The organism is Dietzia sp. PP-33 (assembly GCF_033790845.1).
In the GTDB taxonomy this organism is placed as follows: domain Bacteria; phylum Actinomycetota; class Actinomycetes; order Mycobacteriales; family Mycobacteriaceae; genus Dietzia.
In genome coordinates this window covers 17,176-41,513 of the sequence record NZ_JAMYEI010000009.1, presented here as the reverse complement: position 1 = coordinate 41,513, position 24,338 = coordinate 17,176, and the positions used below count along the sequence as shown (strand labels likewise).

Below are 24,338 nucleotides of genomic sequence, written 5' to 3'. Positions count from 1 at the left end.
TGCTTCCTCCTACGACTTGAAGTACATCAGCTGCGTGCCCGTGGCCAGCAGTGTGCCGTCACGGCTCCACAGGCGCGCGACCTCGTCGTGGTAGTTGCCGTGGAACCGATGCGAGTGCACGCTGCCGAGCAGGAAGTCCGTGCCCTGGGCGGCGATCTCGTCGGCGGTGGCGAGGAAGTGGATCGTCAACGTCACCGTGCCTGCCGGGACCGGCCGACCGAGCCGCAGGAACGATCTCGGGAAGAACGAATCACACAGGGACGTCAGTGCGAGATGGTCGAGTCCGCGGGTCGGGGCGTCGCGGATCCACATCGTCGTCGTCGACCCCGGCTGCTCCTCACCGGAGGCCACAGCGTCCCACCCGCCGGTGACGAACCGCATGTCGTAGTTGTCCACCCACCGCACGCTTCGGTCCGACGCCGCGACGGTGAGCTCCTCCGGCGCGGGCACGGCCGGCGGGGCGGTCTCGGTCTCCGACCACGTCTCGCGGCGCAGTCCGGTGATCGCGGTGGCGGTGGTGACGACCTCGTCGCCCTGGCGCATCTCCGCCCACCAGTGCTGATTGGAGCGGTTGGTGCGGGCGGGGCGGGCCTCGATCTGGAACTCGCCCTCGGCGACGGGTCCGGCGTAGTTCAGTGTCAGTGCGAGCGGGTCGCCGTGCCTGTCGGGGTGCTGCAGGACCGCCCCCAGCATGGTGGCCGCGGTGATGCCGCCGAACGGCCCGACCATGTTGGCCCACGCGACGTGGGTGCGCCCGCGGAAGAGGTTCTCGCCGATCGGCTCCAGCGCGACTGCCTCGTCGAGTACGTGGGTGGGGGCGTCCTGACTAGTCATGGGACCTCCTGTGGGACGGGCGGGGCAGGCTCACCGTACCGAGGAGACGGGCGACGACGACGAGGAACGCCCGCTGCCGGAGACCGCCCGCCTCCTCCCGGGACCGCGGGTCAGCGGCGGCGCAGGTGGAGCGGGTGAAAGCCGTCGTCGCCGACGACCACCACCGCGGACCAGCGTCACGACGCCGGCGTCCTCCACGCCCACGCAGGAGCTCATGTCCACCGCACCGGGCAACGACGCGGCCGCGGACGGCGGGTAGCGACGCGAAAGGGATCCGGACGGGCGTCGCGCGGGAGAAAACCCAGCTCATGTGGCCAGTCCAGACGCCGACGATCGACGGACTCACCGAGGGGCGGATCGCCCCGCCCACGAGCGGGTACCGTACCACTTTTTCCCGGCAAGTTCGCCTGGGACGGGTACGCAGCAGCGTGGCGCAGCACCTCGTCCTCCTGCTCCAGTAGCCGAACGCGGCGTTTGGCCTCGCGCAGCTACGTGTTCAAGGTAGACGGCGTGGATCCTGAAGTCGGCGGCGATCTGCTCGAGCGTCACACCGTCTTCGCGATTCCGGGCCACCCGGACGACGTCGTCGCGGAACCCCTGGGGGTAGGGCTTGGGCACACCAACATCCTTCCAGGCCCGCCCCGCAGGGCAAGCCGGATGAGATGTCACCTACTCGTGCACCAGACCCCCGCCCAGCTATGGGAGAACAACTAGGACAGTTCCGCGAAGCGTTCAGTGTCACGGGTCTTGCCGGACACGATGATCGTGTCACCCGCAGCAAGAACCGTGTCGGCGGTGGCGTAGGTGAAGCCCTGTCCCGGACGTTTGATGGCCACCACGGTTAGGGACTGTACTTTCAACGGTGTAACTCCGATCCAGGAGGTACCCGATGATCAAGCAGGTTGAGCCGGTGCAGGCGCCGGTCGTGACGGAGGCCGAGGAGCTGCAGTGTCGACGACGGCGGGTGAGAAGCCACCGGTGGTGGACAAGGCGCTGGTGGCGCAGTTGGTAGGCGAGGCCCAGCGGCAGGGCCTGTCCGTGGAGTGCGAGGACGGTCTGCTCGGGCAGCTGACCAAGCTCGTCCTGGAGTCGGCCCTGGAGGGCGAGATCACCGCTCACCTGGGCTACGACAAGCACGAACGGAACCAGGGCGTGGACGAAGGCAACGCCCGCAACGGCACGAGGTCCAAGACGGTGTTGACCAAGGCCGGACCGGTGGAGGTCGACGTCCCGCGGGACCGTGCTGGCTCGTTCGAGCCGGTGGTCGTGCGCAAGCGGCAGCGCCGGCTCGGCTCGATCGAGGACATCGTGCTCTCCCTGTCGGCCCGCGGGATGACACACGGGGACATCTCCGCGCATCTGGGCGACGTCTATGGCTCAGAGGTGTCGAAGACGACCATCAGCACCATCACCGACAAGGTCCTGGACGGGATGGCCGAGTGGCAGAACCGCCCTCTGGACCCGGTCTATCCGGTGGTGTTCGTCGATTGCATCAACGTCAAGGTCCGCGACGGGCAGGTCGCTAACCGGCCGATCTACATCGCGTTGGCCGTGACCGTGGACGGCAACCGCGACATCCTTGGCCTGTGGGCCGGCGACGGCGGCGAGGGCGCCAAGTACTGGCTGCAGGTGCTGACCGAGATCAAGAACCGGGGCGTCGAGGACGTCCTCATGCTCGTCTGCGACGGACTCAAGGGGCTGCCTGACGCGGTGAACACCGTCTGGTCGGACACGATCGTGCAAACGTGCATCGTGCACCTGATGCGCAATAGCTTCCGCTACTCCGCCCGCCAGGACTGGGACGCGATCTCCCGCGCTCTCAAGCCGGTCTACCAGGCCGCGACAGTCGACGAGGCCGAGGAACGCTTCTTGGAATTCCAGGAAGAGTGGGGCCAGAAGTATCCGGCGATCGTCCGATTGTGGTCGAACAGCTGGGCCGAGTTCGTGCCCTTCCTACAGTTCGACCGCGAGATCCGCCGGATCGTGTGCACCACCAACGCCATCGAGTCGGTCAACGCTCGCATCCGCAAGGCCGTCAGGGCCCGGGGCCACTTCCCCAACGAGCAGGCCGCGCTCAAGTGCGTCTACCTCGCCGTGATGGCCCTGGACCCAACGGGCAAGGGCCGAGCCCGGTGGACCCAACGCTGGAAGCAAGCACTCAACGCGTTCGACATCGCCTTCGACGGCCGGCTCTCCGCCCACCGCACCTGACCCACTACAAAAATAGAGATACACCGTTAAGTTGACAGACCCCATCGCCAGCTTTGTCGGTGGTGAGCCAGTCCGGCAGCAAATCCGGCGACGCGCGAAAGTGCGTTACGAGCAGCCGGAGGGTCGGGACTGGGCCTCCCCGTCCCGGCGACATGCCGGTAGTGACGCCCGCGGCCGCGCCTGTCGGTATCTCTTCCTCATTGTCCACGTGCCTGGGTTCAATCGATGGTGGGCGAAATAAATTCCGGTCTTGATGCGTTGGCTCCGGAGTCAGTACTTTCAAAAGAAGGACGTAACGCTATGAAGCACGTCACATTGGGGGCTGCGGGGCTTGAGGTTTCCCGCCTCGGGCTGGGATGCATGGGTATGTCGGCGTTCTATACCGGCAGTGGCACCAACGAGTCCGAGTCGATCGCCACGATCCACCGTGCCTTGGAACTGGGCATTACATTCTTCGACACGGCTGAGATGTACGGGCCCTACGTCAATGAGGAACTGCTGGGCCGTGCCCTGGGCTCCCGACGCTCCGAAGTAGTGATCGCCACCAAGTTCGGCACCATCTCCCACCGCGCTAATGATGCTTTCGGGTTAGACGGAAGCGCTGAGAACGTCCGGCTGTCGGTAGAGGGGTCATTGAAGCGGTTGGACACCGACTACATCGACCTGTACTACCAGCACAGGATGGACCCGGACATTCCGGTGGAGGAGACTATGGGGGCGTTGGCTGAGCTGGTCCAGGAGGGCAAGATCCGTCATATCGGGCTCTCCGAAGCCGCTCCAGAGACGATTCGCCGGGCTCACGCAGTCCACCCGGTGGCGGCTCTGCAGACCGAGTACTCGTTGTGGTCGCGGGATCCGGAACAGGAAATCCTGCCAACGGTGAGGGAATTGGGCATCGGTTTCGTGCCGTATTCCCCCTTGGGGCGTGGCTTCCTCACCGGGACCATCCGTTCCGTGGAACAGCTTGACGAGGACGACTTCCGCCGCAATAACCCCCGCTTCGCCGGGGAGAACCTCCAGCACAACATCGGGATCGTCGAGCAGGTGGACGCGGTGGCCGCCGAACTGAGTGTCAAGCCCGGGCAGGTCGCTCTTGCGTGGTTGCTGGCCCAGGGCGATGACATCGCCCCGATTCCCGGCACCAAACGCGTGGCGTACCTGGAGGAGAACGCCGCCGCGGACGCGATCGAGCTCACGACAGCGCAGCTGGCGGCACTCGACGACGTAGCCGCCCCAGCCGGGGACCGCTACGAAGACATGTCAACGGTCAACCGCTGATTGCCTTACCGGATGGTCGGGCGCGGAACCCACACGCGCCCGCCGGAGAGGACCTCTGGGACTTCTCACGGTTAGGGAACGAGCCCTCAGCACCCTGACCCGACTTGGCTCAATTTAGTGCGGTCGTTCCTCGCGGTTGAGCTTCGCGAGGAGTTTGTGGATCTCGGTGGGTATGGGCGAGGCGGCGTGGACGGTTTGGCCGGCGATTGTCAGCTCGAAGGTGCGGTAGCGTTTGAGGGCTTATATCGTTTTCGGTGCTGAGCTGCGAAAACCCAGCACCGAAAACGATATAAGCCGCATAACCGGGTCACGACGCCCTGGGCATGACTCCGACCCGGCGGGGACCGTCGATTCCGACGCGCTCGCCCGGGTGCTATCGCGCGCAGGCTGCGGGAGACCGGGGCTACTGATGGGCTCGTCGTCGTCGGGCTGTGACGGCATGTAGCACCAACGCGAGCATCACCGTCGAGCAGCAGATCATACCCACGCCGAACGCCGTGGTGATGCCCTCATCGGTCGAGTAGGCGGAGTCGGAGGGGTGGGCGGCGAGGACGGCTGCCGACAACGCCGCGCCGACCGCGCCACCGAACGTGCGCAGCACCTGGTTGAAGCTCACCGCGCTGCCGAGCTGGTCCACCGCCACACTGCGGCCGATGAGCGCGGGCATCGCGGCGTAGCCCGAGCCGATCCCGGCGCCGAAGAGGAACATGCCGACGGCCAGCGTCCAGAAGTCTCCGTGCCGCAGCCACAGCAGCACTGACGCCACCGTCATCACGGCCGCGCCGACCGGCAGGAACACCGCCATGTCGTAGCGGCGGGACAGGGCACGGACCGTGCGGTTGGCCACGAGGCTGCCCGCCGACAGCGGCGCCATCATGAAGCCCGCCCACATTAGTGGCACCGCCAGTCCGAAGCCGGTGTCGGCGGGTGCCTGCGCGACGAGGCTCGCGATGGACAGGCCGATGTACATTGCGGTGCCCAGGCCGATCGCGGTGGCGTTGGCCAGCAGGACCTCGGGCCGGCGGACCACGCGGAGGTTGACCAGGGGATGCAGGGTGCGGATGCTGTGCACGATCCAGAGGAGCAGCGTGTTCAGTGCGACCACGAGGACGACGAGCGCCGTCGCGGACCCCCAGCCCCAGGTCTGACCTTCGGAGATCCACAGCAGCAGCGCCGCCAGCCCGACGCCCAACAGCAGGGCGCCGCCGATGTCGAACGGCGTGCGGGGCGCGAGCGGGTCGGGGCCGGCGGGGATGAAGCGCCAGACGCCGATCGCCGCGGTGGCCACGAACAGTGCCGCGAAGGCGAACGCGGCCCGCAGGTCGAACGTGGCCGCGAGGATCCCGGTGAGCGGGTAGCCCAGTCCCATTCCCACCGACACGGTGACCGAGAGGGTCGAGATGATGGGCTGGGATTCGGTGAAGGTCAGGTGGCGGCGGGCCAGGGCGATGGTGATGGGCACCGTGCCGTAGAGGAGTCCCTGCAGCGCGCGGCCGATGAGGAAGACGGTGAAGTTCGGCGCGACGGTGGCGATGATGGACCCGAGGAAGATCACACCGAGGCTGGTCAGCAGGAGTTTCCGGGTATGGGGGCCGTCGGCGAGGCGGCCCATGATCGGGGTCGCGACCGCGCCGACGAGCAGGTTGGCCGTGAGCATCCACTGCGCCGCGCTCACCGGGATGCCGAACTCTGCGGAGACCGACGGGACCAGCAGCATGCCGAGGGAACTGACGATGGAGCTGGTCAACGCGGCGTAGACGAGAGCCTGCACGAACCAGCGGGGCGCCGGGCGCCGGTGCGGGATCATCGGACGTCCTCGGAGTCGAGGCGGCGGAGCAGGGGGACCGCGGCCGCGAGACGGGCGCGCTCGGCCCTGTCGAGGTGGTCGGCGATCGCGTGGGCCAGCCAGTCCTGGCCCGCGGCGCGCTCGGTGCGGAGCTGCTCGCGCCCGCCCGCGGTGATGGTGACGAGGGCGCGGCGGCCGTCGGCTGGGTCCGGGCTGCGCGTGACCAGGCCCAGGTCCCGGAGTTCGCGGACCGCGTTGGCGACGGCCTGATGGCTGATCCGCTCAAGGCCTGCCAGGTCGGTCGCAGTCAGGGACCCGCGCTGCTCCAGGTGGGACAGGATCCCGACCTTGCCCATCGACAACGTCCGGTGGGAGTTGAACCGTCGCCACAGGGGGCGCAGCGCGTGGCGGAGATCGTCCGCCAGGGCGGCGATGTCGGGCGGCGGGTCGGTGGGCGTCACTCCGGCGAGTCTACAACCGAGTTGCGCAACCTGCTTGCATAAGGGCGGCGGGTCCGGCGCCGGGGCCCGCCCGGCCTCAGTAGGTTCCGCAGTTGCTCGGCGCCGGGACTCCGTTGACGCGGTCGTCGAGGTACCGGAGGTTGCCCTCCAGACCGGCGAGCATGGGCACGGCGTGGCCGATCGCCAGACCGGGTGCGACGGGAGGCATCGGGTCGATGACCATGTCGACGGCGGCGCCCTGCGCGCACCAGTCGCGGCCGAGCTGCTGCGACTGGTGGCCGGGGACGACGTCGTCGTTGACGGGCGAGAGCACACGCACGGGCGTGGTCGGGGCAAGGCGGCCGATGCGTTGGCGCTCGAGGAACGCCAGGATCTCGGGTTCGCTGCGCACGATGTCGCCGGCCGACAGGCCCGAGATCGTGAAGTCAGTGGTGCGCTGCTGGAAGAATTGGACCGCGGTCTCGCCGATGCACTGGTCAGAGGTGACGGCGAGCATGGCCCGGCCCCGGTCGTTGAAGTACGGGTTGATCAGGGGGCCCATCTCCGGGTAGGCGTCGATCAGGCTGTTGATCGCGTAGCCGATCGCCCCGGCGATGGCGGTGCCGTCGATCTGCTCGAGCGTGGCGAGCAGGTCGGCCGGCGGGGAGCCCGCGGCGGTACCCACCAAGTTGATCTCGGGCGCGTACTGCGGGTGGAGTTCGGCGGCCGCGGCCACCGCCCCGCCGCCCTGGGAGTAGCCGACGAACACGGTGCGGGCGTCCGGCTCGACGTCGGCGCCCGGTACCGACGACGCGGCGCGCGCGAGGTCGAGCACTGCGCGGGCCTGCGACTCGCGGTTGACGTACGAGTGCAGCCCAGGGGTGCCGAGCCCCTCGTAGTCGGTCATCGCGACGGCGTACCCGCGGGCGAGCAGCGCGTAGGTCTGGAACAGCTCGTAACCGAACCCGACTCCCGGCGGGTCGGTGCGGACGGTGGCCAGGTTCTGGAACGTCTTGGACGGCGCGCAGTGGTCGCCTTGCCCCTGGGTTCCGGGCGCCATCACGGCCAGGGGGCGGGTGCCCGGGCCGGTCCACGGTGCGCGCGGCTGCAGATAGGCGCCGGTCACGGCGATCGCCTGGTCGCGCGATCCGACGGAGGTGTACATGATGCGCTGCGCGTCGGTGGACAGCGGTCCGGCTGCATCGGAGATCGAGTCGGCGCCGGGGATCGGCGGGATCGCGGCGGCGAGGGGGAACGGCTCGGTCTTGATGAGCTCGCCGGAGGCTGCGGGCAGGTCCGCGGGCGGCTGGTAGAAGGCGGGCGCCGGGTCGTTGGACGATCCCTGCGCGCCGGCGGCGGGGGCGACCACGGCCCCTCCGGCGAATGCGGTGGCGATGGCGGTGGCGAATGCGGCTGCGCGCATTCCGGTTCGGCGAAGTTGCAGGGTCCCCCCCGGGGCTGATTGTGTTCTGTCTCACTAAATTGAGCTGAGTCTAACCTGAGTTCCGCAAGTTGACGTCGTTCCCGGCTGATTCGCTAGGTTTGCTGCAATTCATGAGGCTGAGCGTGTGGCGCGGGGGTCACCAATTGAGCGGGACCCGGGTTGGTGGGTCTGACAAGGCAGAGACCAAGACGTTGATCCCGGTCATCACCGCCTTCCGGGGGGCGGCACACGATCGCTGACATGGTAGTCGTGGCCGATGTGGGGATGCTCTCGGCGGCTAACTTGAATGCCCTCGAGGAGGCCGACCGGGCCGAACCACTGAAGAAGCAACGGTTCGTCGAGGTCATCGGACAGAACGTCACCTCGGACGAGGCACCGAGCGAGCGGTCGCGCCAGGCGGCCGGCCACAAGGGGTACGTCAGCAATATCTACCCGGCCGTGATGGACGGTCCACGACCTGTGGAAGGTCGATCAGTCCGTCCGGACGGCCAAGTCCGATCTTGAGGCCAGGCCGGAATCCATCGAGGCGCACCCCCTGACGCAGCGATCGGACGGGAACGAGCGGCGTCAGCACCAGTGGCGCCACGAGCGTGGTCACGACCGTCTCCGGATCCAGGTCGGGGTCGAGGTCGCCGCGGTTCCTCCCGAGGAGGGACTCGGCGAGGATCATCGACACGTACATGAGAAGGGAGAACGAGCCGGCGATCACTGCGAGGCCGTACGCGGCCTCGAGCAGCATCGCGATACCACCGGACGACGGGGTGCTCGCCGAATTCCGGATGTACGAGTAGGCGCTGAAGTCCGCGACCACCGCCCCGGCGAACAACGCCCGTGGCATCAACCCGCCTGGCAGCTCGCCGACCTGGCCGCCCAGCGCGAGGATGCCGGCTCCGATCATGGCCCCCCGTGCCCGGCGCGACCGAGCCGGTGAGTGAGAGTGATTCCCGGGCACGGGCGTGGTCCATCTGTGGTCTCATCCTCGGTGCGAGGGGGCCGGGGCGGGACCCGTCCTGTCGGGCTCACGAGTCGTCTCGGCTCTCCTCCGTCTTCCGGTCGTCGGCCTTGCGCAGCGCCTCCACGAGCTCGTCCTTGGTCATGTCGGAGCGGCCCTCGATGCCGAGCTTCTGCGCCTGCTCGTAGAGGTGGTCCTTGCTGGCGTTCGCGTCCACGCCGTCCTTCGACTCGCCGGAGGGGTTCGGGCCACCGCTCTCCGAGCGTGAATCCGAGGGGCCCTTGCCGTCCTTGGGCTCCCAGTGGTCGCCGACCTTCTCGTGCGTGTGCTTGACGGCGCCCCAGGCGGTCCGCGCGACGCGGGACTCATCGCCGTACTGTTCCTCCGCCGAGTCGTAGGCCTTGGCAAAGGTGTCCTTGGCCTTCTGGTCGCTGCGCTGCAGCGTCGAGGGCAGCTCGCTGTCCTTCGCGTTTCCGTCGCTGTCGGTCTTCGGCATGGTGACTCCTTCCTACGTCAGCTCGCCGGCATGTGCTCGGAATGCAGGCCTGAACCCGTCCGGGCCCACCGGTCCATATCCGCCTCGGCCATTCCGACGGCCATGTGGGTGGCCACCGGGACCGGCCCACTGCTCGCCGGGACCACCCGGGGCGCGCTCGCCCCACACCAGCCACCCGATCGGGTGTCGACTTGCTGCCGCGTACCGGACGGGCAAGCGGTGCCGGGTCCCGCGATCGGTCCGGGCCGTGTCGGTCATGAGTCCATTCCTTTCTCGACTGATCGACATCGGAAGTGGCGCTGGCTCGACCATAAACAGCAGGGGCCGGCTTGGAAACCGGTCCTGAGGGTCGGAGCGCTCAACGAGAACGCGGCCCGCCCTTGCGGCAGGTACCCTAGGGGGGTACCGTATGCGGCATGGCCGAGCATGGATACGCCCCGCACAAGGAGGGCCACCTCAAGCGGCTGCGCCGCATCGAGGGTCAGGCCCGCGGGCTGCAACGGATGGTCGAGGAGGACAAGTACTGTATCGACATACTCACGCAGGTCTCCGCCATGACCCGGGCCCTGCAGTCCGTCTCGCTGAGCCTGCTCGAGGAGCACCTCGGACACTGCGTCGCCGGAGCCATCGAGAACGGTGGGCCCGAGGCGGAGGCCAAGCTCAAAGAGGCCAACGCCGCCATCGCCCGTCTGGTCAGGTCCTGATCGCCGCGCCGACCGACCGTGCGACCCGACTGTCACCGCACACCCACCCCCGAACGAGGAGAACACCATGTCCGCCACTGCCACCTACACCGTCTCCGGCATGACCTGCGGCCACTGCGTCGCCTCCGTGACGGAGGAGGTCTCCGAGATCTCGGGAGTCACCGGGGTCGAAGTCGATCTGGAGTCCGGTCGCCTCGTCGTCGTCTCCTCCGACCCGGTCGATCCCGCGGCGGTCCGCGCCGCCGTGGACGAGGCCGGGTACACCGTCACCGCACAGGAGTGAGCGCACCATGACCAGCACCGACAACCGGGACACGGCGCCCCCCGCCGAGACGACCCTCGTCGAGTTGCAGATCGAGGGGATGACCTGCGCCTCGTGCGCCAACCGGATCGAGCGCAAACTCAACAAACTCGACGACGTCACCGCCGAGGTCAACTACGCCACCGAGAAGGCGCGGGTCCGGATCCCCGAGGGGCTGCAGCCGCAGCTGCTGCTCGACACCGTCGAACAGGCCGGGTACCACGCGCAGTTGCCGCGTCCCCGCGCGTCCGCACCCGGCCTGGGCGACGCCACCACTGCCGCGGGCGCCACCAACCCAGTCCCCGACGACTCCGCCGCGCCCGACCGGGTCGACGAACTCCGCCGGCGTGTCATCATCTCGGCCGTCCTGTCGATCCCCGTCATCGCCATGGCCATGGTCCCGGCGCTGCAGTTCACCAACTGGCAGTGGCTGTCGCTGACGCTGGCCGCCCCGGTCATCGTGTGGGGCGCGTGGCCGTTCCACCGCGCCGCCGCAATCAACCTGCGCCACGGCGCGTTCACCATGGACACGCTCGTCTCGCTCGGCACGTCCGCGGCGTTCCTGTGGTCGCTGTACGCCCTGTTCTTCGGCCACGCGGGCATGCCCGGGATGACCCACGGGTTCGAGTTCAGCCTCTCGCCCAGTGACGGCGCCGGCGACATCTATCTCGAGGCCGCCGCCGGCGTGACGACGTTCATCCTGCTGGGCCGCTACTTCGAGGCGCGGTCCAAGCGCACGGCGGGCGCCGCGCTGCGGTCGCTGCTCGAGCTCGGCGCCAAGGATGTCGCGGTACGGCGCGACGGGACCGAGACCCGCATCCCGGTGGAGGAGTTGCAGACGGGCGACGAGTTCGTGGTCCGGCCCGGCGAGAAGATCGCCACCGACGGCGCGGTGGTCGACGGCGCCTCCGCGGTCGACACCGCCATGGTCACCGGCGAATCCGTACCGACCGAGGTCTCCACCGGCGACTCCGTGGTCGGCGGCACCGTCAACACCAGCGGCCGCCTGATCGTGCGGGCCACCCGCATCGGCTCGGACACCCAGCTCGCCCAGATGGCGCAGATGGTCACCGACGCCCAGTCCGGTAAGGCCGCGGCGCAACGCCTGGCCGACCGCATCTCGGGTGTCTTCGTGCCCGTGGTGCTGGTGCTGGCGGTGGCTACGTTCGCGTTCTGGCTGGTCACCGGCGCCGGCGCCGCCATGGCGTTCACGGCCGCTGTCGCGGTACTGATCATCGCCTGCCCGTGCGCGCTGGGCCTGGCCACGCCCATGGCGCTGATGGTGGGCACCGGCCGCGGCGCCCAGCTGGGCATCCTCATCAAGGGCCCCGAGGTTCTGGAGTCCACCCGCCGCGTCGACACGATCGTGCTGGACAAGACCGGCACCGTGACCACCGGCACGCACGCGCTGGTGTCCGTCACCGCGGCGGACGGCCAGGACGAGACGCAACTGCTGCGCCGGGCCGGAGCCGTCGAGGACGCCTCCGAGCACCCCATCGCCCGCGCCATCGCCGCCGGCGCGCGGGAGAAGACCGGAGACCTGTCGGCGGTAGCGGGCTTCCGCAACGCCGAGGGACTGGGGGTGTCGGGAGAGGTCGACGACGACGAGGTCGTGGTGGGCCGTCCGGCACTGCTCACCGAGCGGGACATGCCGCTTCCGGCCGAGCTCGAGCAGGCGTTCCGCGACGCCTCCGAACGCGGACAGACCGCGGTGGTCGTGGGCTGGGCGGGCCGGGCGCGTGGCGTGCTGGTGGTTGCCGATCAGATCAAGGAGTCCTCAGCCGAGGCGATCCGTCGTTTCCGCGACCTGGGGCTCACCCCGATCCTGCTGACCGGCGACAACGCCAGGGTGGCCGCCTCGGTGGCGCAGCAGGTGGGCATCGATCCCGGCCCGGACACCGTGATCTCCGAGGTCATGCCCGCCGACAAGGTCGAGGCGGTCCGCCGGCTGCAGTCGGAGGGCCGGGTCGTGGCCATGGTCGGCGACGGCGTCAACGACGCGGCCGCCCTGGCCACCGCAGACCTGGGTCTGGCGATCGGCACGGGCACCGACGCCGCGATCGAGGCCTCGGACCTCACGCTGGTCCGCGGGGACCTGCGCTCGGCGGCGGACGCCATCCGGCTGTCCCGCAGCACACTCGGGACCATCAAGGGCAACCTGTTCTGGGCGTTCGCCTACAACGTGGCCGCGCTCCCGCTGGCCGCGGCCGGGCTGCTCAACCCGATGATCGCGGGCGCGGCGATGGCGTTCTCCTCGGTGTTCGTGGTGGCCAACAGCCTGCGACTGCGCCGCTTCCGCGCGGCGGCCTGAGTCGCGCCGGGCGGGGGTCGTGTGACGACCCCCGCCCGGTCGGTCAGTTCTCGCCGCGGCCCTGCATAGCGGAGCTTCCCAGATCACTGCCCTGGAGCGCCGTCCCGGCGCTCACGGGGCCCGGTTGCGCCGAGCATGAGCCTGGGTACGGTGACGGTCACGACGCAGACGAGGAGGTCCCCGGATGACCACACAGACCGCGCCCACTTCACGCCACGCGCGCAGGAGCAGCACGTTCGTCGCTCTCGCCGCCGCGGCCCTGCTCGCCGCCTCCTGCGGCACCGGGGAGGACTCACCGGCTGCCGAGGGAAGCGTCACGCCGCAGGAGGACACAGGCATGAGCGCCACCACGACCAGCGGGGGCGCTGACGGCGGGGCCCCGGGTGGCCGGTCGTTCGCCACCGCCGAGCTCGTGGACCCGGACGGCGAGCCGCGCGGCACGGCCGAGTTCGCCGAGGTGGACGGCGGCACACTCGTGACGGTCGAGTCCACCGGACTCGCCCCGGGCTTCCACGGCCTGCACATCCACGGCGTGGGCCTGTGCGAGCCGGACAGTGCCAGCCCCACGAACCCGCAGGAGCGCGGGGCGTTCCTCTCCGCCGGGGGCCACCTCGCGGGACCCGATGGCGGGGCGGGCCACCCGGAGCACGCCGGCGACCTGCCGACTCTGTACGTGACGGGGGACGGCACGGGACGGATCGTCACCCTCACCGACCGTCTGGATCGCGATCTGCTCCTGGACGAGGACGGCTCGGCCGTGATGATCCACGAGAACTCGGACAACCTGGCCAACATCCCCGAGCGCTACGCGCCGGAGGGGGCCGACGAGGAGACCCGCAATGCTGGCGACGGCGGTAGCCGCATCGCTTGCGGTCCGGTCACCGAGCAGGGCTGACAGTCAGCCGAATCGACACAGAGGACACCCGACCGGACAGATGTCTGGTCGGGTGTCTGAAAGGCCCCCGACGGCGCGGTGCGCTCTGGTAGCGTCCGCCGCGGACAGGCGCCCGACACCGCTAGGCGCCCCAGGTCGGGGAGTGGACACATGGCCATCCGGGTCGCACAGATCGCCACGGGCAATGCCGGGGCCCTCGCCCTGCGCCACCTCATCGAGGACCCCCGCTTCGAGCTGGTGGGCGTCTGGGTGCACACCGCGGAGAAGGCTGGCAGGGACGCGGGCGAACTCGCCGGGCTGGACGTGGCCACCGGCGTCACCGCGACGACGAGCGCCGACGACATCATCGCCGCGGCCCCCGACTGTGTGGTCTATTGCGCGATGAGCGACAACCGACCGGTCGAGGCCGTGCGGGACATCCGTGAGTACCTCTCCGCGGGGATCAATGTGGCCGGAACCGCTCCCACCCCGCTCATCAACCCCGCGGCGGGCATCCCCGACAGCGCCCGCGCCAAGCTCGAGGCCGCAGCCATGGACGGAGGGGCCACCCTCTTCGTCACCGGTGTGGACCCGGGCTTCACCAACGACCTCCTGCCGCTCGCGATCACCGGGACCTGCCGCGAGGTGCGCCAGGTCCGCTGCACCGAGTTCTCTGACTACGCCACCTATGACTCCACGGAGTCGATGGTCGACGTGATGGGATTCGGCACCCCGCTCGACCAGACCCCGCTGCTGTTCCTGCCCGGTGTGTTGACCGCGGGCTGGGGAGCGTCGATCCACCTGCTCGCCGCCGGCCTGGGCGTGGAGATCGACGAGATCACCGAGCACGTCGAGCGCGAACCCGCCCCGGAGACCTACGAGGTCGCGGCCTGCACCATCGCCGAGGGCACGCAGGCCGGCTTCCGCTTCCAGATCACGGGGATGGTGGCGGGCGAGCCGGTCATCGTCGTCGAGCACGTCACCCGCACCCGGGACGACCTCCGTCCGGACTGGCCGTACGCGGTCCAGGAGGGGCACTCGTACCGTGTCGAGGTGATCGGTGAACCGTCATACGTCCTCGACCTGGCCGCGCAGAGCGCGGACGGCGATCACAACTACTCGGCGATCCTCGCCGGCGTCGGCAGGGTCGTCAACGCCGTCCCCGCCGTCGTGGCCGCCGAACCGGGGCTGACGACCACGCTGCAGATGCCGCTCACCGGAGCGCCCGGCATCGTCGGTCCCCGGTGACGCGACGCACCCGCAGTCACACCGCATCAGTACACACGTAGAGGGAGTAGTCATGGGACGGGTCGAGGGCAAGGTCGCGATCATCACCGGAGCCGCGCGGGGGATGGGCGAGGCCGATGCGCGCCGGCTCGTCGAGGAGGGCGCGAAGGTCGTGATCACCGACGTGCTGGACGAGCAGGGCGAGGCCGTGGCGGCCGACCTGGGGGAGAACGCGCGCTACCGGCACCTCGACGTCTCCAGCGCCGACGAGTGGGCGGCCGTCGTCTCGGAGACCGTCGCCGACTGGGGCGGGGTCGACATCCTGGTCAACAACGCGGGTATCGCCAACGGCGCCGAACTGCACAAGTTCCGGCATGACAAGTGGCAGCAGATCCTGGACGTGAACCTCACGGGGACGTTCTACGGATGCCAGGCCGTCACCGAGACCATGATCGCCGCCGGGGGCGGGTCCATCATCAACGTCTCCTCGATCGAGGGCATGCGCGGCACCCCGTGGGCGCACGGGTACGTGGCCGCCAAGTGGGCCGTCCGCGGACTCACCAAGTCGGTCGCGCTCGAGCTCGCGCCGCACGGCGTCCGCTGCAACTCACTGCACCCGGGCCTCGTGCGCACCCCCATCACCGAGGGGATCCCGGATGACATGATCCCGATCCCCCTCGGTCGCCTGGGCACAGTGGAGGACGTGGCGAACTTCGTCCTCTTCCTGGCGTCCGACGAGTCCTCCTACGCCACGGCCACGGAGTTCGTGGTGGACGGCGGGACGATCAACGGGATCCCGCACAAGCAGCTGTAGGGCCACGGCAGTTGTCGGGCTACGTCTGCCGCGGCAGACGGCCCATCGTGTAGAACTCCGGGTTGGGCCGCATGTCGGTGGCGTTGGCCACCCGGTTGCTCAGACCGAACAGGGCGGTGATCGCCGCGATGTCCCACGCGTCCTCGTCGTCGAGCCCGTGCTCGCGCAGGGCGGCGAAGTCGGCGTCGACGAGCTCGTCGGACCGCAGGTTGACCTTGGTGGCGAAGTCGCAGATGGCACGCTCGCGCGGGGTCAGCTCCGCCTTGTGATGGCTCACGGCCAGTTGGTCGGAGATGTAGGGGTCCTTCTTGACGATCCGCAGGATCGCCCCGTGCGCCACCACGCAGAACTGGCAACTGTTCTGCCCGGAGATGGTCACGATGATCATCTCCTTGTCCGCCTTGGACATGTTCGACCCCTCGCGGTCCATCAGGGCGTCGTGGTAGGCGAAGAACGCGCGCCATTCGGCAGGCCGACGGCCGAACATCAGGAACACCTCGGGTACGAAGCCGGCCTTCTCCTGCTCGGCGAGGATGCGCTCCCGCAGGTCGTCGGGCAGATCAGCGAGTTCGGCGAGGGGATAGCGGTCGGACATGTGCGGCTCCGGGGGTGGGGCGCCCGCGCGGGGCGCCGGGGGCGAGGGGTTCCCCCACCGGTGGTGGGGGCGTGCCCTGAGGCTAGGCGCACATGCCCGTCGCCGGTTCAGGATCGCGCCGCGGCCCCCCACGTGTGGACCTTGTCGATCTCGACCCAGGCGTCGACCCGCGCGCGATCGCGGACGTGGTACTCATTGCCCGTGTAGTGGCGGGACAGTGCGTCGATGCCGGACAGGTCCGGGTCGTCGGAGATCTCGGTGACCCTTCCCTGGATGCTCACGTGGGTGTACCAGTCACCGGCATCGATCACGGACAGCGCGATCCGCGGGTCCCGCCGTAGGTGCTGCAGCCGGACCCGGCCGGCGTCCAGGTTGAGGTGGATCCGGTCGTCGACCAGCCGGTACCAGGTGGGCACGGTCACCGGTGAACCGTCCCGGCGCAGCGTTGCCATGACGCACGGGTTCGGCTCGGCGAGCAGGCGGCGGAGGTCATCGGTCAGCGGAGAGTCGCTCAGTGGGGAGTCGGCGGAGGGTGAGTCGGGCACGGTGGGGTCCTCTCGGCGGTGGTGGGGGTCTGGAGTCCAGTGTGCGCGCCGTCGCCGTCGAGAGGTGGCGCTATACCCCCGAGGGTTTTACGGTGGGGTGTGTACCTGTTCCCTACGGAAACGGACACACACCATGCTCTTCGAACGCATCTATGACTACGATCTGGCCCACGCCAGCTACTTCATCGGCTGCCAGAGCAGCAGCGAGGCGATCGTCGTGGACCCCAGCCGTGACCTCCGGCCCTACTTCGAGATGGCCGACCAGCACGGCATGACCATCGTCAAGGTCACCGAGACCCACATCCACGCCGACTACCTGTCCGGCACCCGCGAACTGGCCGCCGCCACCGGCGCCACCACGTACCTCTCCGACGAGGGCGGCGAGGAGTGGCGCTACGGCTTCGAGGGCGAGCGACTCCGCGACGGCGACACCATCGAGCTGGGCAACGTCACGATCACGGCCGTGCACACCCCCGGCCACACGCCCGAGCACCTGATGTTCCTCATCACCGACGGTGCGTTCGCCGACGAGCCCGGTTACGCGCTGACCGGCGACTTCGTGTTCTGCGGCGACCTCGGCCGCCCGGACCTGCTCGACGAGACCGCCGGCGGCAGCAGCGACACCGGTACTGAGGACCCCGACGGCGAGGAGACCCGCGTCGAGAGCGCCACGCAGATGTTCGCCAGCCTCCGGGATCACTTCCTGACCCTGCCCGACCACGTCCAGGTGTTCCCGGCCCACGGCGCGGGCTCGGCCTGCGGCAAGTCCCTGGGCGCCCTGCCGTCCAGCTCGGTGGGCTACGAGCGGAAGTTCGCGTGGTGGTCGACATATGTAGAGAATGACGACGAGGAGGGCTTCATCTCCGAGCTGCTCGACGGCCAGCCCGACGCGCCGGCCTACTTCGGGCGGATGAAGCGGCAGAACCGGGACGGCCCCTCCGTCCTCGGCCATCCGTTGCCGGAGCTGCCCGAGCTGTCCGCGGAGAAGGTGGCCTCCGGTATCGAGTCCGGCGACCTCTTCGTCGTCGACCCCCGCCCCGCCGACGACGTCCACGACGGCACCGTCCGGCGCGCCATCAACCTCCCCGCCGGTCAGGCGGGCACCTACGCCGGCTGGGCCATCGACCCGGAGTCCGACACCCGCGGGCTCGTCTTCCTCGCCGAGGACTCCGAGGCCGCCGACGAGCTGCGGCGGCACGTCATCCGCGTGGGCGTCGACTCCACGCGCGGGTACGTCACCTCCACCGACGGGCTGCCCACGTTCCGCCCGGAGACCGTCGCCCCCGAGGAACTGGAGGGACACGAGCACGCCATGGTGCTCGACGTCCGCGCCACGTCCGAGTACTCCGACGGCCACGTCCCGGGTGCCACCCAGCTGCACGGCGGCCAGGTGATGTGGGAGCGCGACGAACTGCCCGACTCCGGAACGATCGTCACCTACTGCCAGTCGGGCACCCGCAGCTCCGTGGTGGCCAGCTCACTGCGCAGTGTCGGCTACGACGTCACCGAGCTGGAGGGCAGCTATTCCGCCTGGGAGGACGCCGGCATGCCCACGGCGTGATCTCCGGCCAGTGGCCGTGGCGCCGCCTCCCGCGGCGCCACGGTCTCGCCCGCCGGCAGGAACCGGCCCGCGCCGAACTCGGAACCGTAGCCCCGGGCGAACTCGCCGTCGTGCCAGACCACGCGGCCGCCGATGATCGTCGCCGCGACCGCCCGGTCGTTGCGGTTGACCATCCGGCGGAGGCCGCCGAGTTCCGGCATCGGCTCCTCGTGGTAGCCGAGTGACTCCCCGTCGAGGCCCGCCGGGTCGATCACCACCACGTCCGCACGCCGGCCGGGCTGGATCCGGCCGGCGTCGAGCCGATAGAAGTCCGCGAGCTCGCCGGTGAGCTTGTACACGGCCTCCTCGACGCTCAGGAACGGCTTACCGCGCCCCTGCGCCTGGTGGACCCGCTCGAGCAGCCGCACGCCGAAGTTGTAGAAGGCCATGTTGCGCAGGTGTGCTCCGGCGTCGGAGAACCCGATCGTCACGCCGGGTGTCCGCGCGAGCCGGTTGGCCACCTCCTCCCGGGCGTTGGCGATCGTCGTGGCCCACCGGAAGTCCGGGCCGTGTTCCACGACCAGATCGAGGAAGCAGTCCGCGGGGTGCAGCGTGCGCGCCCGGGCGACGTCGCCGACGGTCTGTCCGACCAGCGAGTCGTCGGGGCAGGCCACGATCAGGGCGTCGTCGAAGTCGCGGTGCCACACCCGCGGGCTGAACCGCTTCTCGAAGTCCTGGCGGAACCAGCGGCGGTAGCTCTCCTGCTCGAGCAGGTCGGTGCGGGCCATCTCGTCCTTGAGGTGCAGGGCCTCGCGCCCGGAGCCGAACTCCTCGAAGACCACCAGGTCGATACCGTCCGCCCACACCTTGAACGTGGTGGGCAGGTGTTGCCAGACGAACCTGCCCCTGCCGAGCGTGTTGGCGATCCAGGCCAGTGGCCGGAAGACGCGGTTGACCCACGGCTCGGCGAGCGTGTCGGCGGCCGACAGCAGGGACACCCGCAGCGGCTTGCGCAGCAGCCCGGTGCTGGTGGCCACGTAGAACGCCACATCGACCTTGGTGTTGAGGTTGGGCACGCCCTGCAGCACGCGATCGCGGCGGCGCAGGATCCGGCTGATGTGGCGAAACTCCTTCCACGAGGCGTGCGTGGAGGGCAGGGTGCGCGAGCGGTAGCGGTCGCCGTCCATCTTGTCCCAGGGGTTGGTCATGGTGGACACGCCCAGGAACCCCGCGTCGAGGGCCTCGTCGACCCGTCGCTCGATCTCCCGGAGCTCGTCCCGGCTGGGGGAGTGCCCGGGATCGGTCGCCCGGCCCAGTCCCATCACGGCGGCGCGCACGTCGGAGTGGCCGAGGAAGCTCGCCACGTTGGGCCCGAGCGGCAGGCCCTCCACCGCGCGTCGCCAGGCCGCCGGATCGGACCAGCTCTTGGTGCGTTCGAGCGCCTCCACCACGGCGTCCCGGGGCAGGGCCTCCACGCGGCTGAACAGGTCGGCCACGTCCACGGCGCCCGAGTAGACCCCCGAGAGTGAACAGTTCCCCACCAGGACGGTGGTCACGCCGTGGCGTACCGATTCGCCCAGCCCGGGGGAGACCAGCAGTTCGACGTCGTAGTGGGTGTGGGTGTCGACGAAGCCGGGCGTCACCCACCTTCCCTCGGCCTCGATGACCCGGGTGGCCGCGGAGACCGGCAGCGGGGTGGGGCTGACGGCCGCGATGGTGCCCGCCCGGATTCCGACGTCCGCACGGCGACCGGGGGCCCCGGTGCCGTCGAAGACGGTCCCGCCGCGGATGACGACGTCGAAGTCGGCGCCGCCCGGGCTGGCGTGATCAGTGGTGTCCACGAGGCACTCCCCATTTTGTGATGCAGAACACATGCGTTTCCAGCGTACTCGGACAACGGTCCAAGTCCAGGGCGGATGGACGATCACATCGAGTCGGGTCGGTAGTAGCGTGGGTCCGCATGACCACACGCACGGAGCGCCTCGACGGCCTGCCGTTCACCCGCAAGCACCGCAAACTGCTGCTCGGGTCCGGGGTCGGCTGGGCGCTGGACGCCATGGACGTCGGTCTCATCTCCTTCGTCATGGCCGCACTGGCCGTCCACTGGGCGCTCACACCCACCGAGTTGTCGTGGATCGGTTCGATCGGTTTCGTCGGCATGGCCATCGGCGCGGCGCTGGGTGGACTGCTCGCCGATCGCATCGGCCGCCGCCAGGTCTTCGCGACCACCCTGTTGGTCTACGGCCTGGCGACGGGCGCGGCCGCGCTGTCGACCGGCATCCTTATGCTCATCGTCCTGCGATTCATCGTGGGCCTGGGCCTGGGCGCAGAGCTGCCGGTCGCGTCAACGCTGGTCAGCGAGTTCGCGCCCCGCCGGATCCGCGGCCGGGTGGTGGTGATCCTCGAGGGGTTCTGGGCCGTCGGGTGGATCATGGCGGCGCTGATCGGGTACTTCGTGGTCCCGACCGGTGATGACGGCTGGCGCTGGGCGCTCGCGGTGGGTCTGATCCCTGCCGCCTACGCACTGGTGGTCCGGTTCGGGCTGCCCGAGTCCGTGCGGTTCCTGGAGTCCCGGGGTCGACTCGACGAGGCCGAACGGATCGTCCGTGAGTACGAGGCCTCAGCGGGTGTGGAGCCACCGGCCACCGAATACCGGGGCGTCGAAGCCGAGACCGGAACCGAGTCCGCCCGGCCCGGGTCCGCTGTCCCGCTTACAGCCCCGGCCGAGCCCCGCGAATCGATCTGGTCGCCGCGACTGCGCAGGCGGACCGGGGCACTGTGGATCGTGTGGTTCGGGATCAACTTCTCCTATTACGGCGCGTTCATCTGGCTGCCCAGCCTGTTGGTCTCCCAGGGCTTCGACCTGGTCAGGTCCTTCGGCTACACCCTGATCATCACGCTGGCCCAGCTGCCCGGCTACGCGGTGGCGGCCTGGCTCATCGAGATCTGGGGCCGCCGGGTCACCCTCGCCGTGTTCCTGGTGGGCTCGGCGATCTCGGCGGGCCTGTTCGGGCTCGCCGACTCCCCGGCCACGATCATCGCGGCCGGCATGGCACTGTCGTTCTTCAACCTCGGTGCGTGGGGCGCCCTGTACGCGATCGGCCCGGAGCTCTACCCCACCCCGACCCGTGGGTCCGGCACCGGCGCGGCGGCGGCGTTCGGGCGGATCGCCTCGATCATCGCGCCGCTGCTCGTGCCCGTGCTGCTGACCGCGGGTGGGTCGCCGTTGGTCTTCGGGGTGTTCTCGGCGGCGTTCGTCGTGGCCGCCCTGGCCGCGTTCACCCTCCCGGAGCGCAAGGGCGTCGCGCTCGAGGAGGCCTAGGGGCGCTCGCGGCCGTCCCCCAGCTCGCGGATCCGCTCGGTCGCGGCGCGGAGGCGCTCCTTGCGGGCCGCGTCGTCGGACTCCTTGAGCTCGTCGTAGAGCTCCTCGTCCGAGTCCGTGTACCGCAGGATCGCACGCGGGACCCCCAGGGTCAGAGCCAGCGAGGGCCACACGATCCACGCGTAATCCCAACCCACCACGAACTGCAGGACGAGGAACGCGACGAGTGTCGCGCCCAGGACCACCCCGTCGAGCGTCTCCACCGTCCTGCCGCGTCTGCGGAGATCGTCGAGCTCGCGATCCGGATCCGATATTGCGGGCGACGACGACGAGGCGGGCACCAGCTCGCCGCCGGTCGTCGACGCATCCTGCACGATCTGCCCGTCCACCGACCGCAGCGGCACTCCGCCGGGCAGATCCCGGAACGAGCCGCGGATCTCGCCCAGGGTGCGCGCGGCCGCCACGTCCCCTGATCGGGAGTGGAACTCGGGGTCGTCGAGGCGGCCCGCCGCGTAGTGGTCGCCGAGTGCGGTGAGCGCGTGTAGGCGTTCGGTGTCCGAGAGCAGTAGATCGTCCGGATCGGTCATGGATCCAAGGTTATGCTGCCGGACCCTGCGGGCCATAGGGGTTCGCACCCATCCGTGGCCCCTGTGACCCGGTGACTCGGATCAGCTCCCGAGGTCCGCGAGATCCCAGGCCCACCTGGTAAGCGCGGTGGTCACCTCGAGCGGGGCGTTCATCTGGGTCAGCCCGTCGACGACGTTCATAACGGCTGTGGAGACGGGACCGAGGAATGCGGGGTGTGGCATGAGAGCGTTCCTTGCGTGGGAGTTCCGGGTCCGGTTACAGGCCGAGCCCGAGTTCCATGACGCCGATGGCCATGTCGTACAACGCATCGGCCACCGGCTCGAGCGGTGTGCCCGTCACGATGTCGATGGCGCCGATGAGCGAGCCGGAGACCGGGCCGAGAACTGAAGGATCCATGGAAATCACCTGCCAGGGTTCGAGTGTTCAGTAGCGGCGACGGTGTGGACTTGAGGTGTCGCCGCAAGGCGACCATAACAATGCCCGCGCTGCACGCGGGGCCCCTTCGACATGTGCCCAGGCGTCACTGTCACATTCCCGGGTGCCCGTGCGTCTCAAGGGTATGAGCACACACCACGGACACACCGGCAGACAACGGAAACAGGTCAGTGCGGGGGCGATGGCGCCGATGCTGGCGCTCGAGGCCTACACCCGGGCCAGGGTCTCCCGCGAGGACAGCCACCTCATCAGGTTGCGGGTCTCGGCGGTCAACGGGTGCCGGTACTGCGCCGCAATGCACCGCCGTGACGCGCGCAGAGACGGCTGGGACGACGCCCGGATCGCCGCCGCCGAGGACTGGCCCGCACACGCCGGGCAGCTGTCCGAGGGTGAGCAGGCAGTCCTGGGATTCGCCGACGCGGTCACCAGGATCGACGGCGAGGAGTCCGTCCCCGACGCGTTGTGGGACGAGGTGGTTCGTCACCGCGGCGAATCCGGCACTGGACAGCTGCTGATGGAGATCGTCACCATCAATGCATGGAACCGGATCGCGGTGGCGACGCGGAAGGACCCGGCATCGCTGCGCGGCGTCGACCCGCGGGACATCGAACCGAGGAACAGCGAACCGAGAAACACCGAACCGGAGGACACCACCCGCGCGGACCCGAGGTGACCTCGGGCGGCGTCCTCACCGGCATCGACGGGGTCGCGATGGACAGGGTGACCCTGGACCGGGTCCGCCGGCGACTGCTCGGGGTGGGGTACCGCATCACCGGGACGTGGGCGGACGCCGAGGACGCCGCCGACGAGGCCCTGGCCCGGCTGGTGGGGCTCGAACCGGGCTCGGAACCGGACAACACCGAGGCGTGGCTGACCACCGTGGCGACCCGGTTGTGTCTGGACCGGCTACGGCGACGGAAGCGGGAAGCCTACGTGGGGGCGTGGCTGCCAGAGCCCGTCGACACCGCGCTGCTGCCCGCGGACCTGGCCGAGCAGCACGACGACCTGCGGATCGCCGTCCTGCTCGCCTATGAGCAGCTGGAACCCGACGAGCGCGCGGCGTTAATCCTGCGCGAGGCCTACGGACTGCCCTACGCCGAGATCGCCGCGGCCCTGGACGCGGCCGCGCCCACCGTCCGGCAGTGGGTCAGCCGTGCCCGGCGTCGACTGGATACGGACCTGCGCCCGCCCGAGAGGGCGTCGGAGGCGGTGATCTCGAGGCTGGTCGAGGCGGTCATGGCCGGTGATCTCCAGCAGACCATCGCCGTGCTCACCGCGGACGCCAGGGTGGTCTCGGACAGTGACGGGAAGGTCAACGCCGCGCGCCGCGACATCGTGGGGGCCCGCAAGTGCGCGTACTTCCTGGTCAAGGCGACCGAACTCTCGGGCGGGATGATCGCGCCGGTGGAGGTCAACGGCGAGTTCGCGCTGGCGGTGGTCTCCCGCGGGGTGGTCCGGGTGGCGCAGTTGGGAGTCGTCGACGGCCTCGTGACGAGGGTCTACTTCCACAGCAACCCGGCCAAGCTCACCAGACTCGTCCTCCCGGCCGGGTTCGAGCCGACAGGGTTCGAGCCGACAGGGTCCTAGTCGGCAGGGTCCTAGTCCGCAAGGTCCTGGTCGGCGGGGCCCTGGCGTGCGGGG

25 protein-coding genes and 1 pseudogene are annotated in these 24,338 nt (G+C 69.6%); 13 read left to right on the top strand and 13 right to left on the bottom strand.

Annotated features, from left to right (window positions below):
* Nucleotides 1-9: 9 nt before the first annotated feature.
* Entirely contained in the window at nucleotides 10-834 is an 825-nt protein-coding gene (locus tag NJE57_RS15430; RefSeq protein WP_319029402.1) for a thioesterase family protein, read from the bottom strand.
* Between NJE57_RS15430 and NJE57_RS15425 the strand changes: the two genes are divergently transcribed.
* A complete protein-coding gene (locus NJE57_RS15425) occupies nucleotides 833-1,093 on the top strand; it encodes a hypothetical protein (RefSeq protein WP_319029401.1) in 261 nt (86 codons plus the stop codon). The two genes, NJE57_RS15430 and NJE57_RS15425, sit on opposite strands and share 2 nt — an antisense overlap.
* 451 nt (nucleotides 1,094-1,544) lie before the next feature.
* Here the strand turns inward: NJE57_RS15425 and NJE57_RS15420 are convergent.
* Nucleotides 1,545-1,679: pseudogene (locus NJE57_RS15420) on the bottom strand (TrkA C-terminal domain-containing protein); the annotation flags it as partial.
* Between the two features lie 103 nt (nucleotides 1,680-1,782).
* On the opposite strand from NJE57_RS15420, the gene NJE57_RS15415 reads away from it, so the two are divergent.
* Both NJE57_RS15415 and NJE57_RS15410 read left to right on the top strand, forming a co-directional pair.
* Entirely contained in the window at nucleotides 1,783-3,045 is a 1,263-nt protein-coding gene (locus tag NJE57_RS15415) for an IS256 family transposase (RefSeq protein ID WP_319029400.1), read from the top strand.
* A gap of 300 nt (nucleotides 3,046-3,345) precedes the next feature.
* On the top strand, nucleotides 3,346-4,323 hold the full coding sequence (locus NJE57_RS15410; RefSeq protein WP_319029399.1) for an aldo/keto reductase: 978 nt from the start codon (nucleotides 3,346-3,348) through the stop codon (nucleotides 4,321-4,323).
* Nucleotides 4,324-4,726: 403 nt separating this feature from the next.
* On the opposite strand, the gene NJE57_RS15405 is transcribed toward NJE57_RS15410, so the two are convergent.
* The 5 genes from NJE57_RS15405 to NJE57_RS15385 all read right to left on the bottom strand — a co-directional run bounded on the left by NJE57_RS15405 (nucleotide 4,727) and on the right by NJE57_RS15385 (nucleotide 9,441).
* A complete protein-coding gene (locus NJE57_RS15405; RefSeq protein ID WP_319029398.1) occupies nucleotides 4,727-6,130 on the bottom strand; it encodes an MFS transporter in 1,404 nt (467 codons plus the stop codon).
* Nucleotides 6,127-6,570: a MarR family winged helix-turn-helix transcriptional regulator gene (locus NJE57_RS15400; RefSeq protein ID WP_319029397.1), complete on the bottom strand. Its 444-nt coding sequence runs from the start codon at nucleotides 6,568-6,570 to the stop codon at nucleotides 6,127-6,129. Before NJE57_RS15400 ends, NJE57_RS15405 begins: the two co-directional genes overlap by 4 nt.
* Nucleotides 6,571-6,646: 76 nt before the next feature.
* Nucleotides 6,647-7,972 (bottom strand): lipase family protein, encoded by a 1,326-nt coding sequence (locus NJE57_RS15395; protein ID WP_319029396.1) that lies wholly within the window; start codon nucleotides 7,970-7,972, stop codon nucleotides 6,647-6,649.
* 439 nt (nucleotides 7,973-8,411) lie between these two features.
* A complete protein-coding gene (locus NJE57_RS15390) occupies nucleotides 8,412-8,891 on the bottom strand; it encodes a hypothetical protein (RefSeq protein WP_319029395.1) in 480 nt (159 codons plus the stop codon).
* Nucleotides 8,892-9,012: 121 nt separating this feature from the next.
* Nucleotides 9,013-9,441, bottom strand: coding sequence for a ChaB family protein (locus tag NJE57_RS15385; RefSeq protein WP_007633048.1), 429 nt, complete (start codon nucleotides 9,439-9,441; stop codon nucleotides 9,013-9,015).
* Between the two features lie 416 nt (nucleotides 9,442-9,857).
* Here NJE57_RS15385 and NJE57_RS15380 point away from each other — a divergent pair, with 416 nt between their 5' ends.
* The 6 genes from NJE57_RS15380 to NJE57_RS15355 all read left to right on the top strand — a co-directional run bounded on the left by NJE57_RS15380 (nucleotide 9,858) and on the right by NJE57_RS15355 (nucleotide 15,672).
* Nucleotides 9,858-10,145 (top strand): metal-sensitive transcriptional regulator, encoded by a 288-nt coding sequence (locus tag NJE57_RS15380; protein WP_319029394.1) that lies wholly within the window; start codon nucleotides 9,858-9,860, stop codon nucleotides 10,143-10,145.
* Nucleotides 10,146-10,212: 67 nt separating this feature from the next.
* Nucleotides 10,213-10,428, top strand: coding sequence for a heavy-metal-associated domain-containing protein (locus tag NJE57_RS15375; protein WP_319029393.1), 216 nt, complete (start codon nucleotides 10,213-10,215; stop codon nucleotides 10,426-10,428).
* 7 nt (nucleotides 10,429-10,435) lie between these two features.
* Nucleotides 10,436-12,757, top strand: a complete 2,322-nt coding sequence (locus NJE57_RS15370; RefSeq protein WP_319029392.1) for a heavy metal translocating P-type ATPase — start codon at nucleotides 10,436-10,438, stop codon at nucleotides 12,755-12,757.
* Nucleotides 12,758-12,941: 184 nt separating this feature from the next.
* Complete coding sequence (locus NJE57_RS15365; RefSeq protein WP_319029391.1) at nucleotides 12,942-13,652, top strand: superoxide dismutase family protein; 711 nt, start codon at nucleotides 12,942-12,944, stop codon at nucleotides 13,650-13,652.
* A 150-nt stretch (nucleotides 13,653-13,802) separates the two neighbouring features.
* The gene (locus NJE57_RS15360; protein ID WP_319029390.1) at nucleotides 13,803-14,879 is read left to right on the top strand and encodes a diacylglycerol kinase; all 1,077 of its coding nucleotides are present in this window, start codon (nucleotides 13,803-13,805) and stop codon (nucleotides 14,877-14,879) included.
* Nucleotides 14,880-14,931: 52 nt separating this feature from the next.
* Nucleotides 14,932-15,672, top strand: coding sequence for a glucose 1-dehydrogenase (locus tag NJE57_RS15355; protein WP_319029389.1), 741 nt, complete (start codon nucleotides 14,932-14,934; stop codon nucleotides 15,670-15,672).
* Between the two features lie 19 nt (nucleotides 15,673-15,691).
* On the opposite strand, the gene NJE57_RS15350 is transcribed toward NJE57_RS15355, so the two are convergent.
* Entirely contained in the window at nucleotides 15,692-16,267 is a 576-nt protein-coding gene (locus NJE57_RS15350) for a peroxidase-related enzyme (protein WP_319029388.1), read from the bottom strand.
* A 107-nt stretch (nucleotides 16,268-16,374) separates the two neighbouring features.
* Nucleotides 16,375-16,782 (bottom strand): PPOX class F420-dependent oxidoreductase, encoded by a 408-nt coding sequence (locus NJE57_RS15345; protein ID WP_319029549.1) that lies wholly within the window; start codon nucleotides 16,780-16,782, stop codon nucleotides 16,375-16,377.
* Between the two features lie 163 nt (nucleotides 16,783-16,945).
* Between NJE57_RS15345 and NJE57_RS15340 the strand changes: the two genes are divergently transcribed.
* Nucleotides 16,946-18,373 (top strand): MBL fold metallo-hydrolase, encoded by a 1,428-nt coding sequence (locus NJE57_RS15340; RefSeq protein WP_319029387.1) that lies wholly within the window; start codon nucleotides 16,946-16,948, stop codon nucleotides 18,371-18,373.
* Here NJE57_RS15340 and NJE57_RS15335 read toward each other — a convergent pair.
* Nucleotides 18,334-20,193, bottom strand: a complete 1,860-nt coding sequence (locus NJE57_RS15335) for an N-acyl-D-amino-acid deacylase family protein (RefSeq protein ID WP_319029386.1) — start codon at nucleotides 20,191-20,193, stop codon at nucleotides 18,334-18,336. The genes NJE57_RS15340 and NJE57_RS15335 overlap by 40 nt on opposite strands.
* A gap of 119 nt (nucleotides 20,194-20,312) precedes the next feature.
* Here NJE57_RS15335 and NJE57_RS15330 point away from each other — a divergent pair, with 119 nt between their 5' ends.
* The gene (locus NJE57_RS15330) at nucleotides 20,313-21,674 is read left to right on the top strand and encodes an MFS transporter (RefSeq protein WP_319029385.1); all 1,362 of its coding nucleotides are present in this window, start codon (nucleotides 20,313-20,315) and stop codon (nucleotides 21,672-21,674) included.
* Here NJE57_RS15330 and NJE57_RS15325 read toward each other — a convergent pair.
* The 3 genes from NJE57_RS15325 to NJE57_RS15315 form a co-directional block, all read right to left on the bottom strand.
* Complete coding sequence (locus NJE57_RS15325; protein WP_319029384.1) at nucleotides 21,671-22,261, bottom strand: DUF1707 domain-containing protein; 591 nt, start codon at nucleotides 22,259-22,261, stop codon at nucleotides 21,671-21,673. The two genes, NJE57_RS15330 and NJE57_RS15325, sit on opposite strands and share 4 nt — an antisense overlap.
* Nucleotides 22,262-22,342: 81 nt before the next feature.
* Nucleotides 22,343-22,483 (bottom strand): hypothetical protein, encoded by a 141-nt coding sequence (locus NJE57_RS15320; RefSeq protein WP_319029383.1) that lies wholly within the window; start codon nucleotides 22,481-22,483, stop codon nucleotides 22,343-22,345.
* Nucleotides 22,484-22,517: 34 nt separating this feature from the next.
* A complete protein-coding gene (locus NJE57_RS15315) occupies nucleotides 22,518-22,658 on the bottom strand; it encodes a hypothetical protein (RefSeq protein ID WP_319029382.1) in 141 nt (46 codons plus the stop codon).
* A 163-nt stretch (nucleotides 22,659-22,821) separates the two neighbouring features.
* On the opposite strand from NJE57_RS15315, the gene NJE57_RS15310 reads away from it, so the two are divergent.
* Both NJE57_RS15310 and NJE57_RS15305 read left to right on the top strand, forming a co-directional pair.
* A complete protein-coding gene (locus tag NJE57_RS15310; protein ID WP_319029381.1) occupies nucleotides 22,822-23,370 on the top strand; it encodes a carboxymuconolactone decarboxylase family protein in 549 nt (182 codons plus the stop codon).
* Nucleotides 23,367-24,284: a sigma-70 family RNA polymerase sigma factor gene (locus NJE57_RS15305; protein ID WP_319029380.1), complete on the top strand. Its 918-nt coding sequence runs from the start codon at nucleotides 23,367-23,369 to the stop codon at nucleotides 24,282-24,284. Before NJE57_RS15310 ends, NJE57_RS15305 begins: the two co-directional genes overlap by 4 nt.
* The last annotated feature ends 54 nt before the right edge of the window (nucleotides 24,285-24,338 follow it).